At 62.9% G+C, this 24,648-nt stretch carries 15 protein-coding genes and 1 pseudogene; 8 read left to right on the top strand and 8 right to left on the bottom strand.

Annotation, left to right across the window (positions count from 1 at the left end; genetic code table 11):
- Positions 1–3 precede the first annotated feature (3 nt).
- A complete protein-coding gene (locus QYQ98_RS09910; RefSeq protein ID WP_302006705.1) occupies positions 4–2,928 on the top strand; it encodes a DEAD/DEAH box helicase in 2,925 nt (974 codons plus the stop codon).
- A 23-nt stretch (positions 2,929–2,951) separates the two neighbouring features.
- On the opposite strand, the gene QYQ98_RS09905 is transcribed toward QYQ98_RS09910, so the two are convergent.
- Entirely contained in the window at positions 2,952–3,839 is an 888-nt protein-coding gene (locus tag QYQ98_RS09905) for an excalibur calcium-binding domain-containing protein (protein ID WP_302006704.1), read from the bottom strand.
- A 133-nt stretch (positions 3,840–3,972) separates the two neighbouring features.
- Here QYQ98_RS09905 and QYQ98_RS09900 point away from each other — a divergent pair, with 133 nt between their 5' ends.
- Positions 3,973–5,031, top strand: coding sequence for a ParA family protein (locus QYQ98_RS09900; protein WP_367881644.1), 1,059 nt, complete (start codon positions 3,973–3,975; stop codon positions 5,029–5,031).
- Here QYQ98_RS09900 and QYQ98_RS09895 read toward each other — a convergent pair.
- Positions 5,028–6,032, bottom strand: a complete 1,005-nt coding sequence (locus tag QYQ98_RS09895) for a nucleoside hydrolase (protein ID WP_302006702.1) — start codon at positions 6,030–6,032, stop codon at positions 5,028–5,030. The genes QYQ98_RS09900 and QYQ98_RS09895 overlap by 4 nt on opposite strands.
- Complete coding sequence (locus tag QYQ98_RS09890; RefSeq protein ID WP_302006701.1) at positions 6,032–7,369, bottom strand: MFS transporter; 1,338 nt, start codon at positions 7,367–7,369, stop codon at positions 6,032–6,034. The genes QYQ98_RS09895 and QYQ98_RS09890 overlap by 1 nt, the downstream gene beginning before the upstream one ends.
- Positions 7,370–7,493: 124 nt before the next feature.
- On the opposite strand from QYQ98_RS09890, the gene QYQ98_RS09885 reads away from it, so the two are divergent.
- A complete protein-coding gene (locus QYQ98_RS09885; RefSeq protein ID WP_302006700.1) occupies positions 7,494–7,955 on the top strand; it encodes a hypothetical protein in 462 nt (153 codons plus the stop codon).
- Between the two features lie 12 nt (positions 7,956–7,967).
- Here the strand turns inward: QYQ98_RS09885 and QYQ98_RS09880 are convergent, their stop codons facing one another.
- Positions 7,968–8,864: a hypothetical protein gene (locus QYQ98_RS09880; protein WP_302006699.1), complete on the bottom strand. Its 897-nt coding sequence runs from the start codon at positions 8,862–8,864 to the stop codon at positions 7,968–7,970.
- 178 nt (positions 8,865–9,042) lie between these two features.
- Positions 9,043–10,614, bottom strand: coding sequence for a carboxylesterase/lipase family protein (locus QYQ98_RS09875; RefSeq protein ID WP_302006698.1), 1,572 nt, complete (start codon positions 10,612–10,614; stop codon positions 9,043–9,045).
- Positions 10,615–10,810: 196 nt separating this feature from the next.
- On the opposite strand from QYQ98_RS09875, the gene QYQ98_RS09870 reads away from it, so the two are divergent.
- The 4 genes from QYQ98_RS09870 (at position 10,811) to QYQ98_RS09855 (ending at position 20,929) form a co-directional block, all read left to right on the top strand.
- Positions 10,811–11,860, top strand: coding sequence for a hypothetical protein (locus QYQ98_RS09870; protein WP_302006697.1), 1,050 nt, complete (start codon positions 10,811–10,813; stop codon positions 11,858–11,860).
- A gap of 33 nt (positions 11,861–11,893) precedes the next feature.
- Positions 11,894–15,718, top strand: coding sequence for an ABC transporter ATP-binding protein (locus QYQ98_RS09865; protein WP_302006695.1), 3,825 nt, complete (start codon positions 11,894–11,896; stop codon positions 15,716–15,718).
- A gap of 54 nt (positions 15,719–15,772) precedes the next feature.
- On the top strand, positions 15,773–19,528 hold the full coding sequence (locus QYQ98_RS09860; RefSeq protein WP_302006693.1) for a multifunctional oxoglutarate decarboxylase/oxoglutarate dehydrogenase thiamine pyrophosphate-binding subunit/dihydrolipoyllysine-residue succinyltransferase subunit: 3,756 nt from the start codon (positions 15,773–15,775) through the stop codon (positions 19,526–19,528).
- Between the two features lie 315 nt (positions 19,529–19,843).
- A complete protein-coding gene (locus QYQ98_RS09855; RefSeq protein WP_302006692.1) occupies positions 19,844–20,929 on the top strand; it encodes an HNH endonuclease signature motif containing protein in 1,086 nt (361 codons plus the stop codon).
- 314 nt (positions 20,930–21,243) lie between these two features.
- On the opposite strand, the gene QYQ98_RS09850 is transcribed toward QYQ98_RS09855, so the two are convergent.
- Positions 21,244–21,948 (bottom strand): hypothetical protein, encoded by a 705-nt coding sequence (locus QYQ98_RS09850; protein WP_302006689.1) that lies wholly within the window; start codon positions 21,946–21,948, stop codon positions 21,244–21,246.
- Positions 21,949–22,166: 218 nt separating this feature from the next.
- Positions 22,167–22,661: pseudogene (locus QYQ98_RS09845) on the bottom strand (general stress protein); the annotation flags it as partial.
- Positions 22,662–22,752: 91 nt separating this feature from the next.
- Between QYQ98_RS09845 and QYQ98_RS09840 the strand changes: the two are divergent.
- Positions 22,753–23,895 (top strand): Mrp/NBP35 family ATP-binding protein, encoded by a 1,143-nt coding sequence (locus QYQ98_RS09840; RefSeq protein WP_302006687.1) that lies wholly within the window; start codon positions 22,753–22,755, stop codon positions 23,893–23,895.
- 61 nt (positions 23,896–23,956) lie between these two features.
- Here QYQ98_RS09840 and QYQ98_RS10105 read toward each other — a convergent pair whose 3' ends face one another.
- Complete coding sequence (locus QYQ98_RS10105) at positions 23,957–24,646, bottom strand: Sec-independent protein translocase TatB (RefSeq protein ID WP_367881629.1); 690 nt, start codon at positions 24,644–24,646, stop codon at positions 23,957–23,959.
- Positions 24,647–24,648: the final 2 nt, after the last annotated feature.

Raw genomic sequence — 24,648 nt, 5'->3', positions numbered from 1 at the left:
GCCATGAGCACATCACATTCACTCAGCAGCCTCCAGGCGGATACGTTTTTCGGATACATCGACCGCGAAACGCTGTCTGAGCGAATCCAAAACCCATCACTCATCGCAAATGCCGATGACAACACGATGATGGCGGCTCTACGTGCTGAGCTTAAGACCGCAGCCTCATTCACCATTTCCGTTGCATTTGTCACCAACAGTGGAATCGGTGCGCTCAAGGAAACTCTCATTGGGTTTAAAGGCCGAGGCATGATCATCACCTCGGATTACCAAGACTTCAATTCCCCGGACGCGCTCCGTGAACTCCTGCAACTCCGTAATGTCGAAATTCGTATCATGAGCGGGCACTCACACCACGCCAAGGGTTACGTTTTCGATCACGACGATCACGTAACGGCGCTCGTCGGTAGCTCAAACCTGACGCGTGATGCCCTGATCGATAATTCAGAGTGGAATTTGAAATTCTCTACTCACCACGATGGCGATATTGCGGACCAGCTGAACACCGCGCTGAAGCGTCACGTCGAGACGTCAGAGCCACTCACTGAAGAATGGATCCAGGCTTACTCGAAGCGTCGCAAGCCTCCAGTTTTTCGGTCGTCCACATCCGCAGCCATACCTGGTGATGCGGCAGCGCACACGAGAATTCTGCCTAACAAGATGCAGACAAAGGCACTCGATCGACTGCGTGCGTTGATTGAGTCCGGTCAGAATCGTGCACTCATCATTTCTGCCACTGGAACGGGCAAAACCATTCTCGCGGCTCTTGCAGCCCGAGAATTTGATCCGGAAAGGGTCCTATTCATCGCGCATACTGCGCAAATCCTCCGCAAAGCTGCATCGGAGTTCCAGAAAGTCTTCCAAACAACTTCTGATGACACCGGCTTCTTCATCGGTCAGCAGCGTGAATTGGACAAACGCTTCACCTTCGCGACAGTCCAATCCCTTTCGCGGATGGACAATCTAGCCGATATATCTCCGAAACAATTCGACTACATCATCATTGACGAGGTCCACCGCTCGGGCGCCGAGTCCTACCGCCGCATCATCGACCACTTCCGGCCTGAGTTCTTGTTAGGACTGACTGCCACCCCAGAACGCACCGATGGATTCAACGTCTATGAGCTGTTCAACCACAACGTTCCATTTGAAATCAGGTTGGGCGATGCTCTGGAATCCCGGATGCTCGTCCCCTTCGACTACTACGGAGTCTCCGACTATGAGTCGATGAGCGGCTACACGATTTCAGATGATTCGACGGTCGACGAGAAAGTGGCCCGCGAACGCGTCGAACATTTGGTGCGCGTCCTCGAAGACTACTGCTTCCCCAGCGGGACCAAAGGGCTCATTTTCTGTAGTTCAAACAAGGAAGCAACGCGGCTCGCTGAGGAGCTGAACCGGTACTCGCTGTACGGTAAGCCGCTTCGCGTCGTCGCTCTCAGTGGCGCGGACAGCATCCAAAGGCGCGAAGAAATCGTCGATAAGCTGCAAGCCGGCGACATCGACTTCATCATCACCGTCGACATCTTCAATGAGGGAATCGACATCCCCGACGTCAACGTGATCATGATGCTTCGCAGCACTCAATCCTCGATCATTTTCACCCAGCAGCTCGGTCGCGGACTACGGAAAGCTAAGACGAAGGAAACCCTGCGGGTCATCGACGTCATCGGTAACTACGCGAACAATTACCTAATCCCTATTGCCTTGACCGGTGACCGTTCAGACGACCCAGACACTGCCCGAGAAACAATACGCCGCTCTCGCACCCACCCTGTTGCAGGTTCATCGACGATCAGTTTCGACGAAGTCACTACCGAGCGAATTCTCGAATCCCTGAAACGGGCAAACCTCATTGACAAGCGCAAATGCAAGGAGGCGATTCTCAACCTCGAATATCGCCTCGGCCAACTCCCTCGGTTGATCGATTTCGAAACCCACGAATCCATCAACCCCTATCTCATGGCCAGTAAGTACAAGAATTACTGGTCGCTTCTTCACTCTCTGAAGTTCGTCGATGCAGCCCCATCAGACAAGGAACGCGGCTTCCTCAACATGCTGTCCGCGATCTTGCTCAGCGGCAAACGCCCGCAAGAGCTTCTACTGCTCAAACAGCTTTGTGAAAAGGGTTCGATCCCGATACACGAATTCGCAGAGTTCCTCGATTCCTGCGGCCTCCAGCACGATGATGCCTGCTTGAACTCCATCGAGCGTGTTCTGAACCTCCAATGGTTCACCGAAGCACAACGACTAGCCTTCGGTGACATCCCGCTCGCCGTACGTGAAGGAAACTTATTCAAGCTGAGCGACGACTTCCGAATGCTCTATGGCTCATACGCAGCCTCTCAGAGTTTCTCTCCCGTGAGTTTCCGCGACCACGTAGATGATGTCATCGAGACCGGTCTGCTGTTGAACCGTAAGAACTTCAATGGCAGCGACCAACTCATCCAGGGCAAGCGATACTCACGGCGCGACGTCTGTCGGCTACTCAATTGGGCCGACAACCGGGAATCTACCGTCTATGGATACAAGACCGATCTTGCGACGATGACGTGCCCAATCTTCGTGACCTATCACAAGGATGCCGATATCGCGGAAAGCATCCGTTACGAGGACACCCTCGTTGATCGCTCCACCCTGCACTGGTTCACGAGAAACAGGCGCACCCTGGAGAGCCCCGAGTTGAAGCCCATCCTCAATGGCAATGCTGATCTCCATCTCTTTGCTAAACGCGAAGACGCTGAGGGAACCGAGTTCTACTACCTCGGCCAAGCAGACTCCACGAACCCGGTGCAAACCACGATGCCGGGAAAGAACAACAAACCAGTCGATGTGGTCACTACAGACCTCAAGCTGAAAGTCCCGCTTCCACCTGAGCTCTTTGAAGCCCTTACTGCGAAGACGACCGTTGCTGCACCGCGCGCTTAGGTGAGTGAGAACCCTTTTCCGTTCTATCTAGGGTCGCTTTCACAACCGACACCATCAGAATTCCCATCCAATTTGCCTCTGCCGGAGGTGTAGCCAGGCTCGCCCGCGTAGATCGGCCGTCCGATACTATTCCAGACGTCCTTACAATTCGCGTAGGAAGTTTGCTGCTGCGGTGCCGGTGCGACGAGCCCCTGCGGTTGAGTATTCGGCTCCGCGGGCGGAACGCCCTCTTGCACTGCACCCGATCGTGCTCGTTCTGCCTCAGCTTGCGCACTCAGACGTTGCTCCTCAGCTCGACGAGCTTCTTCTTCCTGTCGAGCCTTCGCTTCTGCAGAGCGTCGCGCATCCTCGGACCGTTTAGCCTCCTCCGACCTCTTGGCTTCTTCTGACTTTTTCGGATCTTCAGCCACGCTTGTCGTTTGGCTAGGCGTTGTGGCCATTGAAGATGTCGTTTCATGGGACGCAGGCGAGGTAGACGTCTCAGCATTCGATTCGGAGCCCGATTCAGCCGGCGGGGCAAGTATTCCGCCCAGTAGGAAAAGAATGAAGCTTGTCATCCCAACCAGCGGCCATCGACGGTTGATTTTCTTTGGAGGTTCAACTTCGCCCATTCCATCGAGAATGACTTGGTCCTGCGGGCCCAGATATCTAGTCAATTCCTCGTTACGGCGAACACTAGTCTCATACGTATCGCGGCGTTCATGATCCCGTTTCTCGCAAAAGAACCACCATGCAGACGGGATGAGTATTGCTATTGAAGCCAAAGTTCCTGAAAGTCGGTTTTCAGTCTCACCACCAACAACGCTGCCGAGAAGCGCGATCGCACCGAAAACTATCCCCACCCATGCGAGGATTTTCGGCCAGTTTCTGTCTCTTTCCGTTCTGTGTTCAGTAGATTGCGTCGTCGTCATAATGAATGCCTTCCAAACATTGTTTTGTGAAGCAGCTTATTGGGCGACTCCTCTGAAGGTGCGAAATACGTTTCTAAGCCTTAGGTTTATGTCTGAATTTTTGCGAACGTTTTTCGGAGGAACGATGTCGACTATCAAGACACTCAGCTTGTTCAACAACAAAGGCGGTGTCGGTAAAACGACCCTTTCGACGAACGTGGCTTACAACATTGCGATGAAGGGTAAGCGGGTTCTCTACGTCGACTGCGATCCTCAATGCAATGCCACCCAACTCATGCTCACCGAGCAGCAGACCCACGAGATCTACGATGGCAACCCCGACCCGAAAATTGCTCGACGAGAGTCGCTGTTGAAAACCGTCTACGGTGTTTTCATCCCCCTGCGGGAAGGTGAGCCAGAAATTGAAACTGACATTCCAGTTCACCGCTCCGAACGATTCAAGGTCGATGTCATGGCCGGCCACCCGCAGCTCTCACAGATCGAAGACGTAATGTCCGCCGCCTGGCAAACGGCTCTCGGAAAAGAGACGGCAGCCTTCCGCAGGGTTCACTGGGCCGGACAGCTCGTCACCGCAATGGAGGATGAAGACCGGTACGACTACGTCTTCTTCGACGTCGGTCCGAGTCTCGGCCCCTTCAACCGAACCGTGCTTCTCGGGTGCGACGCTTTTGTCACCCCTACTGCCACCGACCTCTTCAGCTACCACGCGTTCGGCAACCTAGCCCGATGGTTCGATGAATGGGTCGCGGAGTACTCAGAGATGTCGGAAGCGAATATCGCTACCTGGAAGTCGTTCTCCGCGAGCTTTGAGAAGAAGTCCCGAAACCTACGGCTCGGCGGCCAGAATGACCACAACCTGAAGTACCTGGGTTACACGACGCTCGAATACGTCAAGAAGAAATCCAACGGTAAAGAGCAGCTTGTCGGAGCTTTCGAACGCTTCCGTGACAAGTTCGCCGACGAAGCCCGACTCATCGGCAGCACACTGGGCCAGAGCGAAAAAGACTACCTACTCGGCCACGTTCCTCACATGCATTCCATGCCGGCGACTGCACAGGACGTTCATGCACCGATCGCTGAGCTTGTCTATGGGGACGGCATCAAAGGTACTCAGGGCAACCAGCGCGACGGATACGCCGAAAAAATCAAACTGATTTCGGACACCGTTTACGACCGACTGAACTCGAACTAGTCCTCCGCACGCAGGTGACGGAGTTTCTCCAGGGCGGCGTCGCCGGAGGCGATGCGGGAGAGGATGTGGCAGGCGTCGTCGAAAAGCTGCCAGGCGTGGGTGATGGTTCCGTCGGGGATGTCGGTGATCACGTGGGCGTTGGGGGTGCGGTCCCAGAAGTGGGAGGCGTCGATAAGCGATGTGCCGCGTGTGAGGTCGCTGTCGGCCTCGATGTCGATGGTGGCGAGCTGCGGCGCGGTGTCGATTGCGCTGGTGGCGGTGAGCACGGTGAATAGGTCGTGGATCTGCGCCTGGTAGCCCTGGCCCATGTCCTCGTGGAACTCGAAGTAGAAACGGGTGATGGGGGCGAGGTGCTCCGCGATGGGGGCGGAGCCGAGGGCGTCTGTGATGCGGTGAAGGCGCTCGGGCGTGAGGAGCATTTTCTCCGTTACGTTGAGGGGGCACACGGTGATCGGCGTGGGCGCGTCGGCTAAGACTTCTTTGGCGGCGTGGGGGTCCACCCAGAAATTCCACTCGGCGGTGGGCGTGGTGTTGCCTGGGTAATGGAACGCGCCGCCCATGACCGTGATGTGGCGCAGCTTCGCGTAATGCTCTGGGTGGAGGCGGCGGAACGCGGCGAGGTTGGTCATGGGGCCGGTGACGATGAGGTGGAGGTCCTCGGTGCCGCGGTCGATCGCGTCGATCCACAGGCGGTCCCAGTCGTGCTCCACGTGGCGCTCCGGGGCGTGCGCGTAGCCCAGGCCGGTGTCACCGTGAGTCTCCGGAGTGGTGGTCAGTTCCCAGCCGAGGGGCTCCGGGATTCCGGCGGCGAGCGGGATGATGGGCAGGCCACACAGCGTGAGAATCCACGCGGCGTTGCGCGCGCACTGGTCCGCCTCGACGTTTCCGCTGGTGGTGGTCACGCATTCCAGCTCGTGCGTGCCGGCGTGCGCGGCGGCCGCGAGGTAGATCAGCGCGTACGTGTCGTCCACGCCCGGGTCGCAGTCGAGGATGATGCGCATTAGTTCTCCTTCGCGGGGTCGGCGGTTCTCGGCGTGTGAGGCTCGCTTGCTGCGGTGTTCGAGGTTGTGGCTCCGGCCGGTTGCGCCGCGCTCTTCGGGTGGGTCTCCTGCCCCATCACCGCCCAGACCGCGAATGCACCTGCAGCAACGGCGCCGCACACCCCGAAAGCGACAGGGAAGCCGTGGGACTGCGCAAGCGCGCCGATGATAATGGGACCGAGCACCTGTCCGGCATCGCCGCACATCTGGAACACGGACAACGTCTTCCCGCCCGAACGGTCGTTGCCGATGATGTCCGCGAGCGTCGCCTGCTGGCTGGGCACGAGCATGCCGCCGCCCACACCCGCGAGCGCGGACAGGGCGATCAGCGGCCAGAAGCTAGTGGCAAACCCCAGCGTCGCTGTCGCCACGACGGTGGTTGCAAGACCCGTCAGAATCATCGGCTTGCGGCCGATCTCATCCGCGAGGCGGCCGGAGAATTGCAGCGTGACTGCGTTGCCCGCCGCGAACGCTGCCAACGCGAAGCCGGACATCGCCGCGCCGTGCGTGAACACCGAGGCCGCGAACAGCGGGAGGATGGCCACGCGCACGCCCATATTCACCCAGCCATTCGCGAACATCGACACGAGCAAACTCCGGTAGCTGGGGTGGCCAAGCGCCTCCCCCAACCGCATTGGCGGGCGCGCGGCACGGTCGACATCGCGGTCCGATTTAGGTAGCTTCGCCCAAACCACGAACGCCGCCAGCCCCACGCCCATGCCGTAAATCACGAACGGCCAGCGCATCCCCAAAAACGACAGTCCCGCGCCGGCAACGGGCCCGATGATGTTGCCCAGCAGGAAAGCTGTGGCGTAGGTCGAGCTCGCCCGCCCGCGGATCTGCGGCGGCGCCACCTTCACAATCAGCGCCTGCGCCGAGATCGTGAACATCGTCGACCCCAGACCCGCGATGAATCGCAGCACCAGCATGTGCCAATACACCTGCGCGAGAGCCACCAAACCAGTGGTCACCGCGACAATCACCAGGCCCGACAAGTAGATCTTCCGCGAGCCGAGCTTATCCACGAGCCACCCCGCACCCGGCGCCCCCACCAACCGTGCCGCCGAGAACACCGACACCACCGCGGCCGCCGCAGCCATCGGCACACCGAAACTGACCGCGAACTGCGGAATGATCGGCGCGATGAGACCGTAACCCAGCGCGATGAGGAATGCCGCCGCGACAAGCACCCAAATTTCCTGCGGGATTGGCGGAACCGGGCCGCGCTCGGCTGCGCGGGAGTGCCTGCGCTCTGCTCGACGGGCAGACCAGCGGCTGGCTCTGGATGAGGTTGTCATAGCGCCCCATACGGTACCCGTTCTCACCGGTATGGCCAGTATCCGTTTCGTTCCCTGCCAAGTATTCGAACGCTTGTGCGATCCAGGCCTGGTGGTGTCACACCCGTTTCGTAGGTTGTGGGCCATGACGAACACACAAGAACTCGCTAACCAGATCCGCGCCAACCACACCGAAGCCCTCGACCGATTCGAGGCTGTGATCCACCACCCGCGTTCACTCGCCCGGCCCACACCCGCCTGGCGCCCACCGACACGCGAACTACCCCGCACCGGCCATGGGCCGCAACTCAAAGCTGCTGTAACCCGCAGGCGCGTCGGTCCGCGCGCGCAGGCCCGCGTCAAAGGCTACGGCGAAAGCCACATCCCCGCCTACCTCATCGAGATCCGCTTCACCGACGTCTCCGGCATGACCGTCGACCGCGACCTCGCCGAAGCCTGGGTGCGCGCTCTCGTCCCCGCATCACTCGCCGGCGCCGTCCACGAGGTCCACTCCCCCACCGGCACGACCTTTGTATGGCTTGTCGACGGCACCTTCACCCCCGTCTACTCGCCCGCCTCGATGTTCGAGGGGCTCGCGGCCGCTTAGAGCGCGTTTTGCCTAGACTTCGTCCTCGAAGTCGACATCTTCAGTGACGGTGTCGTCATCGTCCTCGTCGTCGAGGTCGTCATCGAAGTCTTCGTCTTCTTCGTCTTCCCCATCTGGGTCGTCGTCGAAGTCTTCGTCATCATCTTCGGTGTCGTCGTCCTCATCTGGGTCGTCGGCACCGAAAATGTCGTAGACGTCGGGCTCGTCGAAGTCATCGTCGTCGAACGGAAGAAGCTGGGCCTCCCAGTCCTCGGCGTGGTCGGCTGCGAGCGACAGGACATCGAAGAGCCGGTCGAAGTCGAAGAAAGTGCCCAGGTCGAGGGTCTCCACCTCGTTGATCGCTTCCGCCTGGAGGGTGGCAAAGAGCTTCTCGCGGTCCTCGTCAGTCAGCTCGGCGTCACCGTCGGACTCCCACAGCTCACCGATCGCGTCATCCAGCAGGTCGTCGTAGGACTCCGGCAGAGCGACGAATGTGACAGCGGCGCACGGGGTTCCATCCTTCAGCTCCACCTGAACGTGCAATTCGGCGTTGTCGCCGACCTCGGCGCGCACCAGGTTCGGGTCGACTGGGTCCTGGAAGAAATCGAGGTCCCCGATCCGCTCGTCCGTCCCCTCAAGCAGGTCGCTGAGCACCGTGATCACCTGATCGGTGGCCATGTGCTTGACCGCTGTCTGGACAGCGTCCTCGACGGAGAACACAACGGACACCAGGACGGTCTCAAACTCGTCGTCGTCCTCGTCCACATCTGCCGCGGCGATGTACACGTTGGCTGCTGGCAGGTGCGGGTCGATCTCGACGAAGTGAATCTCCACATCGGACGTGATCGGCACGAACATCGTCTCGTCGTGCACGCGCGACTCGATGCCTTCGCGGTCGAGGCCTGCGGCGATGTCCTCAAAAAAGCTCATGACGGCAGTTCCCTCCTGCTGGATGTTCAGGTCCGTTCGGCCTGGCCGCACCTAGCCTAGCCACGTTCCTGCCCCAACGCACCGGTTCAACCGCTTTTCACACCGGCTTGTGCGCGACAGGCCATTATCGCGCCGTGCAGGGGCAACACCGTGGCAATGATGACCGTGGGCCAAGCCTTTAGGGCTCCTCGTCGGGTTCGAGCCCGAGGAAGTCGGTCACACTCTCCAGTACCTCCGGGCGGCCGGTACCCCAGCTGGTGAACTTGAAGCCTTCCCAGGCACGGCGCTTCTCCACCTTCGGGTCGCGCACCACCTGGGGGTTCGCGCTAATGACGGCGGTTGCGCGGCCCGGCGCGTCCTCGGAGCGGAATCCGTAGACGGGCCACTCGTCGCCGACTCGCCCAGTGTGGAAGAACGCCCCCCAGTTCCTCTGCATGAGATCGCTCACGGTCTGGAATTCCTTCTTGGGCCCGAAACGCTGCAAAATTCCCGCGGGAGTGGAGTACTGCGCTCCGAACACTGCTTCCAGATCCGCAGTGTGGACGGCACCAATGCCGAGCTTTTTCACCGCTGGGGCTGCGTAGTCGAAGTGGTACATCCACACATCGGCGGCGCGGCGGTGCTCGGTGGCGAGACGGACCGACGGCGCCCAAAAAACGGCATCGGCCACCAGCTCCGCGAAATCGGACCGCGTCTGCGCCCCGTTGTAGGCATCGAGGATCGCATCGGCGTGGCCGGGGTCGAACACCTCGAGGATGCGCCGGGCAGCCCGCTCGCGCGAACGGCTGAATACATACATCGCCTTGGTGAAGCTGGCCTCGCCGGAATTGGAGCCGATGATCAGCGGGACCGGCGCTTCCTCATTGTCGGTGAACACGTCGATCGGGTGGCGCGGCATCACCTCACCGTCGACGGTGGGCATGAACGCCAGGTTGAGGTAGGGCAGCTCGCCGCTGCGGATGAGCAATGAATTGCCCACGCGCACGAGCTCTTCGCCCTCCACCTGCCGCAGGTCGTCGAGGGTGGAGAGTCGGGAGAGGCCCATGCCGTCGAGAAGCTTGCGCACCCACATTGCCGCCTGAATGCGGGAGTGGACTGCGGCGGCGGGGGTGGATTGGGCGACGGCGCCGTGGAAGAGACCGCGGGCAGCCGGCGAGCACATCAGGGTCGTCACCGCGGCGGCCCCGGCGGACTCGCCCATGATGGTCACGCGATCCGGGTCGCCACCGAAAGCGGAAATGTTGTCGCGCACCCACTCAAGCGCGAGGATCTGGTCCAATGTGCCCGGGTTTGCCTCACAATCCGGGCCGAGCGAACGCAAGTCCAAATACCCGAGCACCCCGAGCCGGAAATTCAGCGACACGTAGACAATGTCTGTGGCGCGTGCGAACCGGTGCCCCTGCAACACCTTCTCGTGCGAGGAGCCCGTCAGAAACGTCCCGCCGTGCATGTACACCACCACCGGCAGCTCCTCGTCGGTGTCTGGCCGCACGATGTCGAGCGTCAGGCAATCCTCGGTGCCTTTGACTTTGTCATTCCAGCCGTACGTGCCCTGCATGGCCGGCTCAGCGAAATGGGTCGCGTCGAATTCGCCGGTCCACGGCTCCCGCGGGCGCGGTGCGCGGAAACGGTGCCGGCCACCTGTCGGCGCACCGTACGGGATCCCCCGCCACGTGCGCATGCCAGTGGTGGGGTCCACGACACCGCGGACTTGGCCAGCGCTGGTCTGTACGACGGGTTCATCCGACATGCCTCGCCACTCTAGACACCCGTCCGTAAAAGCAGCTGTGACGTGGTGTCGAACCGGGAGCTGTCCGGTGGCAGTAGTTGATAAGTGGCTAACTGCGGGTTTCTTGGCTTCTTTGGACGGACGGTGACCGGGTGTGGGCCAATGCGGCCGGTCCGGCTACGACGGCCCATCTACTCCTCCGATAGATTGGTGTGCATTGGCTCTTTCACGGCCGACGATGCTTCACCGCATCCCGCACCAACCTCACACCGCGCAGTCGCTGCACCGCACCACCGCACCGGGGCGGAACAGCGATGCGCCCACAAGGAGAATCCGCACGATGGCCCTCTTCCGTAAACGCAAGGACCGCAACAACAAGGCCGCCGCAGCGACCGGCCAGATGGACGCCGCGACGGTCGAGAAGAACGCGAACCTCATGGGCCGGTCCTTCATCCGGGGGCTCGATCGGGCTGTGCGCCTGCAGTCCGGCGTGATCCGCGCGTACGTCGACCACCTGCGCCGCTCCAACCCGGACGCGTCACCCGCGGAGATCCAGGCGATCATGGACAAGCACTTCCTCTACGCCGCCTCCGGCACCGGTGCCGGCGCAGGTGGCGCCGCCGCTGTTCCGGGCATCGGTTTCTTCACCGGTGCCGCCGCGATCGCCGGTGAGTCGCTCGTGTTCGTGGACCTCGCAGCCATCTACACCGTCGGTTCCGCTTACCTGCGCGGGGTGGACATTTCCGACCCGGAGCGCCGCCGCGCCATCGTCCTCATGGTCCTGTCCGGCTCCCAGGGCGCCGCAATCGTGGACACCCTCGTCGGTCCCGATGCCCAGAAGGTCCCGTCCGCCGCGATGCTGTCCAAGTTCTCCGGCCCCACCTTGAACCAGGCCAATAGCTTGCTCACCCGGCAGCTGGTGAAGTCCATGAAGCGCCGGCTGCGCCGCATGTGGATCGGCAAACTGATGCCGCTGGGCATCGGCGCCGTGGCCGGCACCATGGCCAACCGGGCGCTGGCCAAGAAGGTCATCGAGGGTGTCGGGCCCAACTTAGGCCAGCCGCCGGCAAGCTTCCAGAACGAGCTGCCCGCCAAGTCAGAGGTGGAGGACGAATTCGACGAGGCGGAGAAGGCCACCAAGACACGCGTCAAGGCCATCCTGGACATCTTCGGCCGCAACCGCGACGGCGAGGACGACGCCGAGGACGACACCGAAGACGCACACAGCACGCCCGAAGGCGATGACGCACGCGCGTCGAAGGAGTAGCGGATCAACACATTTGCACGTGCCGCCGACCTGGTGCGCGGCCACCTGATCACCCGGTCGCTTAAGGCCAACCCGGGGTTCGCGGCGCTAACGCTTATCACCGCGGTGATCGCGGCGGTGCTGCAGACATCCCTGCCGGGGTTGACGGGCGCGGCCATCGACGTGGCCACCGGCGCCCGCGAGGGATCTGTCGCCCGGATTGCGTGGGCGATGGCTGGCATCGCCGTCGCTCAATTCGCGTTCCAGGTGCTGCGGCGCTGGGCCGCGGGCAACATGGCCACACGCTCCCAGCATTATGTGCGCGTGGAGCTGCTTGAAACGCTCCACCGCCTCGACGGCCCGGGGCAGGACGACATTGTCACCGGGCAAATCGTTTCCCGGTCCATCACCGACCTCGGCCAGTTGTTCTCCGTCTTGGCGATGAGCCCCATGGCACTGTCCCGCCTCGTCCAGCTGGTGCTTACCGTCGGAGTCATGGCGTGGGTGGACCTGCCGCTGACGGTGATGGCGCTGGCCTTCCTGCCGGTGATCGTGTGGGTGGCTAACCGCTCACGCACGTCGCTCTACGCCGCGACGTGGGCGAACCAGCAGTCCGCGGCGGACCTGACCAGCCACGTCGAGCAGACAGTCTCCGGAGTGCGCGTGGTCAAAGCTTTCGGCCGCGAGGAGCACGAGGTCGACGTCCTCGACGGCCTGGCGCGGCATCTGTACGCCGTGAAGATGCGCGCCGCCAAGCTCACCGCGCACTTCCAGCCGGCACTGAGCCAACTCCCCAACTTGGCGCTCGTGGTCACCATCGTCGCGGGCGGCCTCATCGCCCTGGGCGGTGGGATGACGGTCGGCGGCTTCGTCGCATTCACCGCGTACCTGAGCTCGCTGACGTCGCTGATGTCCATGCTTGCCAACACGTACGTCACCCTCCAGATGGGAATGAGCGGCGTGGACCGGCTCGACGATGTCCTCCAGCTCGCGCCCGAGCGCCCAGACCCGGCCGATCCCCGCGACGTACCAGAGGGCCCGATCGGGATCGCGTTCAACGACGTCACGTTCATCACCGGTGGCCGCACGGTTCTGGACCACGTCGACTTCACGGTGGCGCCCGGCGAGCAAGTCGCCGTCGTCGGACCCGCAGGCAGCGGAAAGTCCATGGCCGTGCAGCTCGCCGGGGCGTTCTACACCCCTGACAGCGGGCACGTCGCTCTGGTCGCGCCCGACGGGGAGCTCCCGTACAACGAACTCACCCACGACAGCATCCGCAGCAAAGTCACGTGCGTTTTCGATGAGGCCTTCCTTTTCTCGCTGTCCATCCGCGACAACATCGCCATGGGCACCGAGGCCACCGACGCCGAGATCGAGCACGCCGCGCGCATGGCGTGCGCCCACGACTTCATCGCCGCGCTTCCCGAGGGCTACAGCACCGTTGTCGGCGAGCGCGGTCTCACGCTGTCCGGCGGCCAGCGCCAACGCATCGCGCTCGCACGCGCCCTCCTCTCGCGCCCCCGCGTGCTCATTCTCGACGACGCAACGTCCGCCATCGACGCCGCCACCGAAGCCGACATTCTGGCCAACCTGCGCGACAACCTCCCGGGCGTGACCATCATCGCTGTCGCCCACCGCCAGTCCACGGTCGAGCACACGCAGCGCGTAATCTTCATGGACACCGGCACCTTGCTTATCGACGCCCCCTTGGCCCCCGCCCTCTCCCACCCCTCCTACATTGCTCTCATGGCACCCGCCGACGAGTCGATCGCGGGCGCTTCTGCCGTCCCAGCCGGCACCGGTGCCCCAGCTCCCCCGGGTGCTCGCGAGCCCTCCCACGACGAACTGTGGCCGGACCTCGGTGACAATGCACCCCGCGAGCACGTGCTCGCGCCCTCCGCCAGCAGCGGTCTCGGGGGTGGTGTCGGCGGAGGACCCCGCGGCGGCGGGGGCGGCGGAGGCGGCGCACGTGTAGTCACCGCGACTCCCGAGCTGATGGAGCGCCTCGAGCACCTCCCTCCCGCCGATGAGGAGCCGAAGGGGACAATCCCGGCGAGTCTGCGCGAGATGTTCGCGTCGGTGAAGTGGCTCGTCGCCGCGGTCACGGGCCTGCTGGTGGTGGGTGTGCTCGCGGACCTGAGCTTCCCCACGCTGGTGCGCGCGGCCGTCGATAAGGGCATTCAAGCTGGCAGTCCCCACACGTTGTGGGTGGTTGCCGCGGCTGCGCTCGTTGTTGTGCTCGTCGCGTGGGGTGCCAATGCCGCGATGACCGTTCTCTCCGCCCGCTCCGGTGAGCGCCTCCTCTACGGCCTGCGCGTGCGCAGCTACGCCCACCTGCAGAGCCTGGGCATGAGCTACTTCGAATCCCACCTGTCAGGCCGGATCATGACCCGAATGACCACGGACATCGACACCCTGTCCAGCTTCCTGCAAACGGGCCTCGCCCAAGCCATCGTCTCCGTGGGCACCCTCATCGGGGTCGCCGCGATGCTCGTGGCCACCGACGGCTCGCTCGCCCTCATCGCGCTCTACGCCGTGCCCGTCATCGCAGTGATCACCGTGGTGTTCCGCCACTATTCCAAGCGCTTCCACGCCGCCGCCCGCGCGCAGATCTCCGCCGTCAACGGAGAATTCGCAGAACTCATCGGCGGCATCCGGATCAGCCAAATGCACCGCATGGAGCCGTCCGCCGAGGCCCACTTCGCATCCGAGAGCGAGGCTTATCGACGCCTCCGCATGCGCTCCCAGCTCCTCGTCGCCACCTACTTCAACGGCATGCAGCTGATCTCCCAACTCATGACGGCCATCATCGTGGGCATCGGCGCGGGACGCATCGCCGACGGCACCCTATCCGTCGGTGTTCTCGTGGCCTTCACCATGTACTTGAGCCAGCTCTACGGCCCCATCCAACAGCTCGGCCAAATCTTCGACTCCTGGCAGCAGGCCACCGTCAGCTTCGACCGCATCCGGGAGCTCATGGACGAGCGCACCACCGTGCCCGACACCGGCACCTCCCCGGGCGCGGCCGACGCCGCCCGCGGCGCACTCGCCCTCAACGACGTCACCTTCTCTTACGGCGCCCGCCCCGACGCCGCAACCGACGCTTCCACTGCCGCTGAACCGGACACCACCACGAGCGCCGATGTAACCGATTCCACCGATGAAGCCGAACCGCCCAGCGCGGACAGCCCGAGCAACTCTTCGCCCGTCGCGCTATCGGGTGTCACCGCCTCCTTCCAGCCCGGCGAAACCGTCGCGCTGGTGGGGGCGACGGGGGCGGGCAAGTCGACCGTCATCAAGCTGCTCGCCCGTTTCTACGATCCTGTGGCGGGCGCTGTGACCGCGAGCGGCACGAACATCCGCGACTTCCCCCTCGCCGACTGGCGGCGCGCGCTCGCACAGGTACCTCAAGAGTCCTATCTATTCCCCGGCACCGTCGCGCAGAACATCGCCTACGGCGCACCCGACGCGACGGAACGTGAGATCGAGGACGCCGTGCGGCGGATCGGTGCGCTCGACATCATCGCCGCCATCCCCGGCGGCTTCAACCACCGCGTCGGCGAACGCGGCCGCGGCCTAAGCTCCGGTCAACGCCAAATCATCGCGCTCGCCCGCGCCGAAATGCTCCAGCCCGATGTCGTGCTTCTCGACGAAGCCACCGCCACCCTCGACCCCGCCACCGAACGCGCCGTCCTCGACGCCTCCGCCCACACCACCTCCGGACGCACCTCCATCATCGTCGCCCACCGGCTCGCCACCGCCGCGCAGGCCGACCGAATACTCGTGATTGACCAAGGACGTATCATTGAGAACGGTCCCCACGCCGACCTGCTCCAGCAGGGCGGAAAATATACAGTATTGTGGGCTGTTAGCCATTGATGAAAATCAAGCAAAAACACACGTAGAACTTAGGAAATGAGGCGAGTACCTGCCGTGAGCAGCGAGAGCACATTCGGCCAAAACGACTGGCTGGTTGATGAGATGTTCCAGCAGTACAAGAACGATCCGGACTCCGTCGGCGACGAGTGGCGCGAGTTGTTCGACAAAAAGGGCGACGCCGGCGCTACCCAGGCCACCCCGCTCGTCTCCCCCGCCGCCAAGAAGGCAGCGGTCCAGGACTCCCAGCCGCACAAGGCACGGACCGAAACCAAGGTCGCCGAGACTACCGGTGCCCCGAGCCAGGACGGCCGCGAAACCCGCGTCGACACCGCAGTCAACGAGGTGCCCAAACCGTCCCAGAAGCCGGCCAACAAGAAGAAGACCAAGCACTCCCCGATGGACCGCCTGAAGCCGCTCCCGGAAGCTGGCGAGACTCAGCTCAAGGGCACCTTCAAGGCCATCGCGAAGAACATGGACGAGTCCCTGACCGTCCCAACGGCCACCACCGTGCGCGACATGCCGGTCAAGCTCATGTTCGAAAACCGTGCGCAGATCAACGACCACCTCAAGCGCACCCGCGGCGGCAAGATCTCGTTCACCCACATCATCGGCTGGGCGATCGTGAAGTCCGCCCTGCTCCACCCGGGTATGAACGTCAACTACACCGTCAAGGACGGCAAGCCGTTCGTGGTCACGCCCGAGCACATCAACCTGGGCTTGGCCATCGACCTCCCTCAAAAGGACGGCAGCCGCGCCCTAGTCGTCGCCGCCATCAAGGAGTGCGAGACCCTCACCTTCGACCAGTTCGTCAAGGCCTACGAGGACATCGTCGACCGCGCCCGCAAGAACAAGCTCAAGCTCGAAGACTTCCAGGGCGTCACTATTCAGCTGACCAACCCGGGCGGCATTGGCACCCGCCACTCCATCCCGCGCCTGACCAAGGGCCAGGGCACCATCGTCGGTGTCGGCGCGATGGACTACCCGGCCGAATTCGCTGGTGCGTCCGAGGACCGTCTCGCCGAACTCGGCGTGGGCAAGCTGACCACCCTGACCTCCACTTACGACCACCGCGTCATCCAGGGTGCAGAGTCCGGCGAATTCCTCCGCGACATCTCGCAGCTGCTTAACGACGACAAGTTCTGGGACGAGATCTTCGATGCCATGCAGATCCCGTACGCCCCGATGCGCTGGGCCCAGGACATTCCTAACGGCGGTGTGGACAAGAACACCCGCGTGATGAACCTCATCGAGGCATACCGCTCCCGCGGCCACCTCATGGCCGACACGAACCCGCTGCACTGGCACCAGCCCGGCCTGCCCAAGCCGGACTCCCGCGACCTGCTGCTGGAAACCCACGGCCTGACCTTGTGGGACCTCGACCGCACCTTCAACGTCGGCGGTTTCGGCGGCAAGGAGACCATGACGCTGCGCGAGGTGCTCACCCGCCTCCGCGCCGCCTACACCCTCCACGTCGGTGCCGAATACACCCACGTCCTGGACCGCGACGAGCGCGAATGGCTGCGCGACCGCATCGAGGTGGGCATGCCCAAGCCGACCAACGCCGAGCAGAAGTACATCTTGCAGAAACTCAACGCCGCAGAGGCCTTCGAGAACTTCCTGCAGACCAAGTACCTCGGCCAGAAGCGCTTCTCCCTCGAGGGCGCCGAGACCTTGATCCCGCTCATGGACGCCGTCATCGACACCGCTGCCGGCCAGGGCCTCGACGAAGTGGTCATCGGTATGCCGCACCGTGGACGTTTGAACGTCCTGTTCAACATCGTCGGCAAGCCCGTCAAGACCATCTTCGGCGAGTTCGAAGGCAACCTGCAGCCCGCCCAGCAGGGCGGCTCCGGCGACGTCAAGTACCACCTCGGCTTCGAAGGCGAGCACATCCAGATGTTCGGCGACGGCGACATCAAGGTCACTCTCGCCGCCAACCCGTCCCACCTGGAAGCCGTCGATCCCGTCATGGTCGGCATCGCCCGCGCGAAGCAAGACATCATCAACCACGGCAAGAACGTCGAGGACCACTCCGTCGTGCCGATGATGCTCCACGGCGACGCCTCCTTCACCGGCCTCGGCGTCGTTCAGGAAACCCTGAACATGTCCAAGCTCAAGGGCTACGACGTCGGCGGCACCGTCCACATCGTGGTGAACAACCAAATCGGCTTCACCACCACCCCGGACCAGGGCCGCTCCTCCTACTACGCCACCGACCTGGCCAAGGGCTTCGACTGCCCCGTCTTCCACGTCAACGGCGACGACCCCGAAGCGGCAGCATGGGTCGGCCAGCTGGCCACTGAATACCGCCGCGAATTCGGCAAAGACGTCTTCATCGACCTGCTGTGCTACCGCCTCCGCGGCCACAACGAGGCCGACGACCCGTCCGTGACCCAGCCGCTCATGTACGACCGCATCGAATCCCACCCGTCGGTGCGTACCCGCTACACCAAGGACCTCATCGGCCGCGGCGACATCACCGAGGACGAAGCCGAGATCGCTAAGCAGGACTTCCACGACCAGCTGGACTCCGTGTTCAACGACGTCAAGGAAGACGGCGGTTCCCCCGCCGAGCAGCACGGCATCACCGAGTCCCAGTCGCTCACCCGCGGCCTGGACACGTCTATCGACGAAGCGATGTTCAAGCAGCTCGCCAACGCCTACGCCGACCTGCCCGGCGACTTCACCGCCAACAAGCGCCTGAAGTCCGTGATCAAATCCCGCGGCGGCTCCTTCGACAACGGCAACATCGACTGGGCATGGGGCGAACTGCTCGCCTTCGGCTCCCTCGCAGCAGAAGGCAAACTCGTCCGCCTCGCCGGCGAGGACTCCAAGCGCGGCACCTTCACCCAACGCCACGGTGTCCTGTTCGACCCGAACACCGGTGAGCAGTACAACCCGCTCGACGCTCACGCCATCGAGCAAGGCAACGGCGGCCGATTCCGCATCTACAACTCCGCCCTCACGGAGTTCGGCGGCCTCGGCTTCGAATACGGCTACACCGTGGGTAACCCGGACGCACTCGTCGCATGGGAAGCACAGTTCGGCGACTTCGCCAACGGCGCCCAGACCATCATCGACGAGTACATCTCCTCCGGCGAAACCAAGTGGGGCCAGCTGTCCAGCCTGATCATGCTGCTCCCGCACGGCTACGAAGGCCAGGGTCCGGACCACTCGTCGGCACGCATCGAGCGCTTCCTGCAGCTCGTCGCCGAAGGCTCCATGACCGTCGCACAGCCGTCGACGCCGGCAAACCACTTCCACCTGCTGCGTCGACAAGCTCTCGGCGACATGCGCCGCCCGCTCGTCGTCTTCACCCCGAAGTCGATGCTGCGCAACAAGGCTGCCGTCTCCCAGCCCGCCGACTTCATCGAGTCCAAGTCCTTCCGCTCCGTCATCGACGACCCCAACATCGTCGACGCAAAGAACAAGGTCATCGGCGACGCCGACAAGGTGACCACCATCATCCTCTGCTCCGGCAAGATCTACTACGAGCTGGAAAAGCGCCGCCAGAAGGACGAGCGCGAAGACGTGGCCATCATCCGCATCGAGATGCTCCACCCGATCCCGTTCAACCGCCTCAACAAGGCCTTCGCCAACTACCCCAACGCCAAGGAAGTCCGCTTCGTCCAGGACGAGCCCGCAAACCAGGGCCCGTGGCCGTTCTACAACGAGCACCTGGCCAACCTCGTGGACGACCTCCCGCCGATGCGCCGCGTCTCCCGCCGCGCAATGACCACCACGGCAACCGGCGTGGCCAAGATCCACCAGCAAGAAGAGAAGGCGCTTATCGACGAAGCCTTCGCCTAACCCCCTCCCCCCACCACCTCACCGCGCCTTTCTGCGGTGAGGTGGTGTCTTCTTGACAGGGGGTGCCCGCGACGTCGCTCCCGCCATCTTTTCTTCCCGCCCGGTGGAACCGCGTTTTTGTCCACGCCGTTCTGCGGTTTCGTGGTGCCTTCGTCGTTGTTCGGTGGAACCTCTCTGTTTGTGCTTGTCAAGGGGTGGTTTCTTCTTCGGCTTGCATGACGCTTACCACAGTAAGCTGACGTGTCAACGCAGTTGTCCACAGGTGTCAGGGTGGTGTCCTTTCCTGGTTGGCGGGTTCGTTTTAGCGTGTGGGGCGTGACCACGTTTGACGCTTTTTTGAATTCTCTTGGTAGCCCGTTGGACATCCTGGTTGGTTTCGACCGTCAGGCAGCTCGTGCTGCCGGCGTCAAACCTGCAACCATCAACGACTGGGACACACTCCACCGGGTCTATTTCGGCCCGACCCGGTTCACCCGGAAGCAAGCCCAGGCGGTGCGTGCTGCCCGTGAGACGGACAAGTCGTTGGATCAGTTGGTACTGATCGAAAACCAACTCAAAGCTGTGTCAGACCCGTCCGAGAAGTGGCGGCTACGCCGTGCGCTGTTGTCGGTGCGGGGCAACTACGACACACTCAAGCGCCGGGCCAAAGACATCATCCCTGATCCCGATCTGGACAAGCCAGCACCGGAGTCCACGGTCCGGTTCAGCAAAACAAGAAAAGGCACACGGTCGTTTACCGCCACCGGTCACGAGCGCGATATCGCCGCTTTGGAATACGCCCTGCGCCAGGGTCTTGATCCGCGGCGTCCTGCGGGCCCGCAAATGTATGAAGCACTCACCGGCATCCTGAAAGGCGACGGTGGTGTCGCCGATGCTGTTCCCCGCCCGCTGGTGGTTGTCCCGTTGGACGAGCACACGAAGATTCTTGCCGGGCAGGGTGATGAGACCGTTGTGGGGTTGTCGGATGGGACCACGATGACCGGTGCGGAATATTTGGCCCGGTTCTGCGGGGAGGATCTTGAGGTGGCGTTGTTCCACCCGCAGGCAGGACCGGTGAACTTGTACACCGGTCACAGGTTCGCGAACCAGAAGCAGCGGGATTTAGCCCGGGCGACGTTGACGACCTGCCCGGTGCCGGAGTGCCGGCACGCGGCGGATAACTGCGAGGTCCACCACGTCACACCGTGGGCACGGGGCGGACCGACGAACATGGACAACCTGTCCATCTTGTGCAGGTATCACAACCGCACCAACGACGACGACCCCGCACATCAACACCGGGGCAGGATACAGATCCGGGGCGGCACACCCGTATGGGTCTCACCGAGGGGGACACCGGTGGCGAACACCACCCACCAATACGGAGCGATGCACCTACTGTTCGGAAAACAACAGGAATAACCAGCGGAAGGCAGCACTGACACGCTGACAGGGGGAAGACTCAGCGGGAGGCAGACACCGACACCAACGACCCCACCCCCACACACAACAAACGGGGACGGGGCCAAAACCCACGCCAAAAACCGGAAAGCAAGTCAGGTCAATGAGCCCGGTCAGCGAGGGACCGGTGCCAAGAGCGGGTGCTGGGGGCGGGGGGCAGCAACAACCACAGACGCACCGCACGGCCGGGGGCGAAACACACCCCGCGGCCGCATCGGCATGCACGGAAACGACAGCTCAGGCTACGCGTCTCACGAAGCAGTGTGAGGTGCTGCCTACGCTTCGCGCGCCTGACCCTCGTCAACGATTCGCTGCAACTCGGAGCCCATGCCGGTCTTCTCCTGCATCCACTCATTGACGGCAGCACCGGGGTCGCCGTCTTCCTGAGTCTTCTCGACGAGCTCCTCCAAATCATTAGTCGCCAGGGCGCGGGTGGCTTTGCTCATGGCGTTGCGGACGCCACGGTCGAAAAGCCCCTCTCGAAAGACAGGAATGATGTTCTGGGGCAGATCAGCGTGTTCGGCGTGGGAGCAACCTTGGGCGGGGGAAGGGTCGATCGTCGTGAAGCTGCCCGGCAATGTGCCTACCGCCGCATCGTAGGTAGCGAGCGCGAGGTCCACGTTGTTCGAATCCGCCTCGTCGGCCTCTTTCTTCTTCGCCTCGAGCGTCTCCGTCTCCCCGGGGTTCGCCGCGACAACCAACGAACCCACGCACATCACCGCGAAATTCGCTTCGCGGGTTTGGAGGACATCCAGCTTCTCACCGTCATCAGCAAATTGCTTGCCGACGATCCCCACTTCCCTACCCGCCAACTCCACCACCTGGCGGTAGATCTCGGCAAGCACCATCTGCTCCGGATCCGACGGGTCCACGGCGATCTTCACCGGCTCCTCAGCTGGTGCACACGCTGTGAGACCGCCGAGCGCTGCCGTTGCGACAACGAACCCGGCCACTGCGCGTTTTGCGTGGGGGATGCGCATTAGTCCTGGGTGCCGTCACGCGGGACGTCGAGCTGGTTATTCCGCAGGGTCGGCTCCTGCGTCCGCTGCTCCGGATGCGGCTGTCGCTGTACCGGCTGTACCGGCTGTGCCTGCTGCGGTTCCTGCTGCTGTGTCGGCTGAGGCTGCTCCGGATGCGGCTGCGGCTGCGGCTTCTGCTGACCCCGCTGTCTCGTCTGGTTCTGGGACGGGCGCGGGCCCATCTGGGCGATCAGGTCGCGGGCTTGAGGGGCGTTCGCGGGCTCGCAAAGAATGTCGTAGCGGCCGGCAACAATGGTGGTGGCGGACGAGAAGTCGCGGCGTCCCTGGGTAAATGCGTAGCCAATAGCCGCGGAGACGAGACCGAAGATGAGGCCGATGACCAGAGCGGACAGCAGGGCCGGCCAGACATCCGGGGTGAACAGGGCGAATAGCAAGCCGACGAAAAGACCGAACCACAGTCCGGACAGGGCGCCGCCGGCGAGAACGCGGCCCCACGTGAGGCGGCCAGTCACACGCTCAACCTGCACGAGATCAACACCAACGATGGTGATGTTCTCCACCGGGAACTGGTGGTCGGACAACCCATCGACGGCAGCTTGGGCGTCGGCGTAGTTCTGGAAGCTTCCAACGGGCCAGCCGGAGGGCCGCTGAAGGCCTGCGTCGTTGCGACGTTGTGCGGGGGCACTGGAAGGTGCAGGGTTAGGCTGGCTCATGTGTGCTCTTCCTTCTATTCGCTTTCGGTTGCTTACACGAGTGTAGTGCGGTCTTCTACCGCAAGAGCGCAAGCCATATACTTTACGGACGATGACTGACACAACCCCGATTTCAGAAGCAGCTGTCCGTAACGCGCTCTCGCGTGTAGACGACCCGGAGATCGGCAAACCGATCACCGATTTGGACATGGTTGAATCCGTGCGTATCGACGGCCGCGACGTCGCCGTCGGCATCTACCTCACCATTGCCGGATGCCCGATGCGCGACACCATCGAAGGAAACGTCCGCGCCGTCCTCGAGGAGCTCGACGGAGTGGGCGAAGTCAGCGTGACCATGCACACGATGAGCGACGAGCAGCGCCGCAGCCTCGCCCAGCGCCTCAGAGGCGACAAGTCCGAACCGGTGATCCCGTTCTCCCAGCCCGGGTCGACGACTCGGGTGTATGCGGTGGCGTCGGGTAAAGGCGGCGTGGGCAAGTCGTCTATGACCGTGAATTTGGCTACGGCGCTCGCGGCGCAGGGACTCACCGTCGGAATTCTCGATGCCGATATTTACGGCCACTCCATCCCGGGCCTGATGGGCTCTGCGGACCAGGGGCCGACGGTTGTGGACGAGATGCTCATGCCCCCAATCGCCCACGGCGTCCGCCACATTTCCATCGGCCAGTTCGTCGAGGGCAACGCGCCTGTGGTGTGGCGCGGACCAATGCTTACCCGCGCGATCCAGCAATTTCTTGCCGATGTCTACTGGTCCGAACTTGACGTCCTCTTCATGGATCTTCCGCCCGGGACCGGCGACGTCGCCATCACCGTCGCGCAACTGGTCCCGGATGCGGAGCTGCTCATCGTGACCACCCCGCAGGCCGCCGCCGCTGAAGTCGCTGAGCGCGCAGGCTCCATCTCGCAGCAGACTGGGCAACGTGTCGCCGGTGTGATCGAGAACATGTCCGCCATGGTGATGTCCGACGGATCAACCATGGACATCTTCGGCACCGGCGGCGGCGAGCTGGTCGCCGAGCGCCTCACCGCGATAACCGGTTCCGAGGTCCCCCTCCTCGGCTCCGTCCCCCTCGACCCCCAACTGCGCGTCCAAGGCGACGCAGGCACCCCCATTGCTCTGCAAGCCCCCGACTCGCCGTCCGGGAAGGCAATCGCAGACATTGCAGGGAAACTTAAGATCCGCCGGGATTCACTCGCCGGCAAGAGCCTGAACCTCGGTGTGACACGGAACTAAACTCCGCGCCTGCGCACCTCGCCCGCCCCGCTGGAAGGACGAAGCTGGCCGGCCGGAAGGACTAAGTCACGTCAGCCCACGAGAAGCCGCCTCCGCTGGACTGGGCAGATGGGTTGAACTCAGAAGGCGGCGGATTGATGCCCGGCTGACGTCGCCGACGCCGGGGCGGACGAGGCACTGCCGCTTCACTCGAGCCATTGACTCCGACAGTCCCCGTGTGCTCGGCCTTCGATGAGCCACCGGCGGTCGACGAGTGGTCAGGTGCCCCGGCATTGCTATGCGACGTAGGTGATGATGGCTGCGACGACGCTACGGACTGCTGTGTCTGCGACGGCACCGTAGTGCTGCCACCGGTTGATGCCCCATCTTTGCCCTCGGCTGACGTCCGATCACTGCCCGCGGCTGCTGCGGCGGCAGCAGCAGCAGCATCACTGCCGGTTACAGGATCTTCATTCATCATGCGGCGGGGGTCGAACTGGTCGAGGTAATCGCCGTCTTCGTCGAAAAGCGCTTTGGCGATGGCGCGCTTCGGACCCATCGCCGCGTACTCCGTGACGGTGCTTATCGGCTTCCGGAACTCTTCGAACTCCTCACCGTAGAGTTCTTCCTTCGCATCGTTAATCGCGCGCCGCGCCGCAAATAACGCGGCTCGTACGTCCATGATGACTCCGGGCAAGCGCTCGGGACCGATAATGATAAGTCCCGCAAGTATGACGACAAAGATTTCGCCCCAGCCGATTGAGTCAAACACGA

Origin of the sequence: Corynebacterium sp. P3-F1, assembly GCF_030503635.1 — a bacterium.
In the GTDB taxonomy this organism is placed as follows: domain Bacteria; phylum Actinomycetota; class Actinomycetes; order Mycobacteriales; family Mycobacteriaceae; genus Corynebacterium.
The sequence above is the reverse complement of the archived record's forward strand: the minus strand, read 5'-3'. Positions and strand labels throughout refer to the sequence as shown.

What these genes read in the sequence shown, in the direction of transcription:
- QYQ98_RS09890 (WP_302006701.1), bottom strand. Translation starts at nt 7,369, where the DNA reads ATGACAACCTCATCCAGAGCCAGCCGCTGGTCTGCCCGTCGAGCAGAG.
- QYQ98_RS09875 (WP_302006698.1), bottom strand. Translation starts at nt 10,614, where the DNA reads ATGTCGGATGAACCCGTCGTACAGACCAGCGCTGGCCAAGTCCGCGGT.
- QYQ98_RS09910 (WP_302006705.1), top strand. Translation starts at nt 4, where the DNA reads ATGAGCACATCACATTCACTCAGCAGCCTCCAGGCGGATACGTTTTTC.
- QYQ98_RS09885 (WP_302006700.1), top strand. Translation starts at nt 7,494, where the DNA reads ATGACGAACACACAAGAACTCGCTAACCAGATCCGCGCCAACCACACC.
- QYQ98_RS09840 (WP_302006687.1), top strand. Translation starts at nt 22,753, where the DNA reads ATGACTGACACAACCCCGATTTCAGAAGCAGCTGTCCGTAACGCGCTC.
- QYQ98_RS09895 (WP_302006702.1), bottom strand. Translation starts at nt 6,032, where the DNA reads ATGCGCATCATCCTCGACTGCGACCCGGGCGTGGACGACACGTACGCG.
- QYQ98_RS09905 (WP_302006704.1), bottom strand. Translation starts at nt 3,839, where the DNA reads ATGACGACGACGCAATCTACTGAACACAGAACGGAAAGAGACAGAAAC.
- QYQ98_RS09850 (WP_302006689.1), bottom strand. Translation starts at nt 21,948, where the DNA reads ATGCGCATCCCCCACGCAAAACGCGCAGTGGCCGGGTTCGTTGTCGCA.
- QYQ98_RS09880 (WP_302006699.1), bottom strand. Translation starts at nt 8,864, where the DNA reads ATGAGCTTTTTTGAGGACATCGCCGCAGGCCTCGACCGCGAAGGCATC.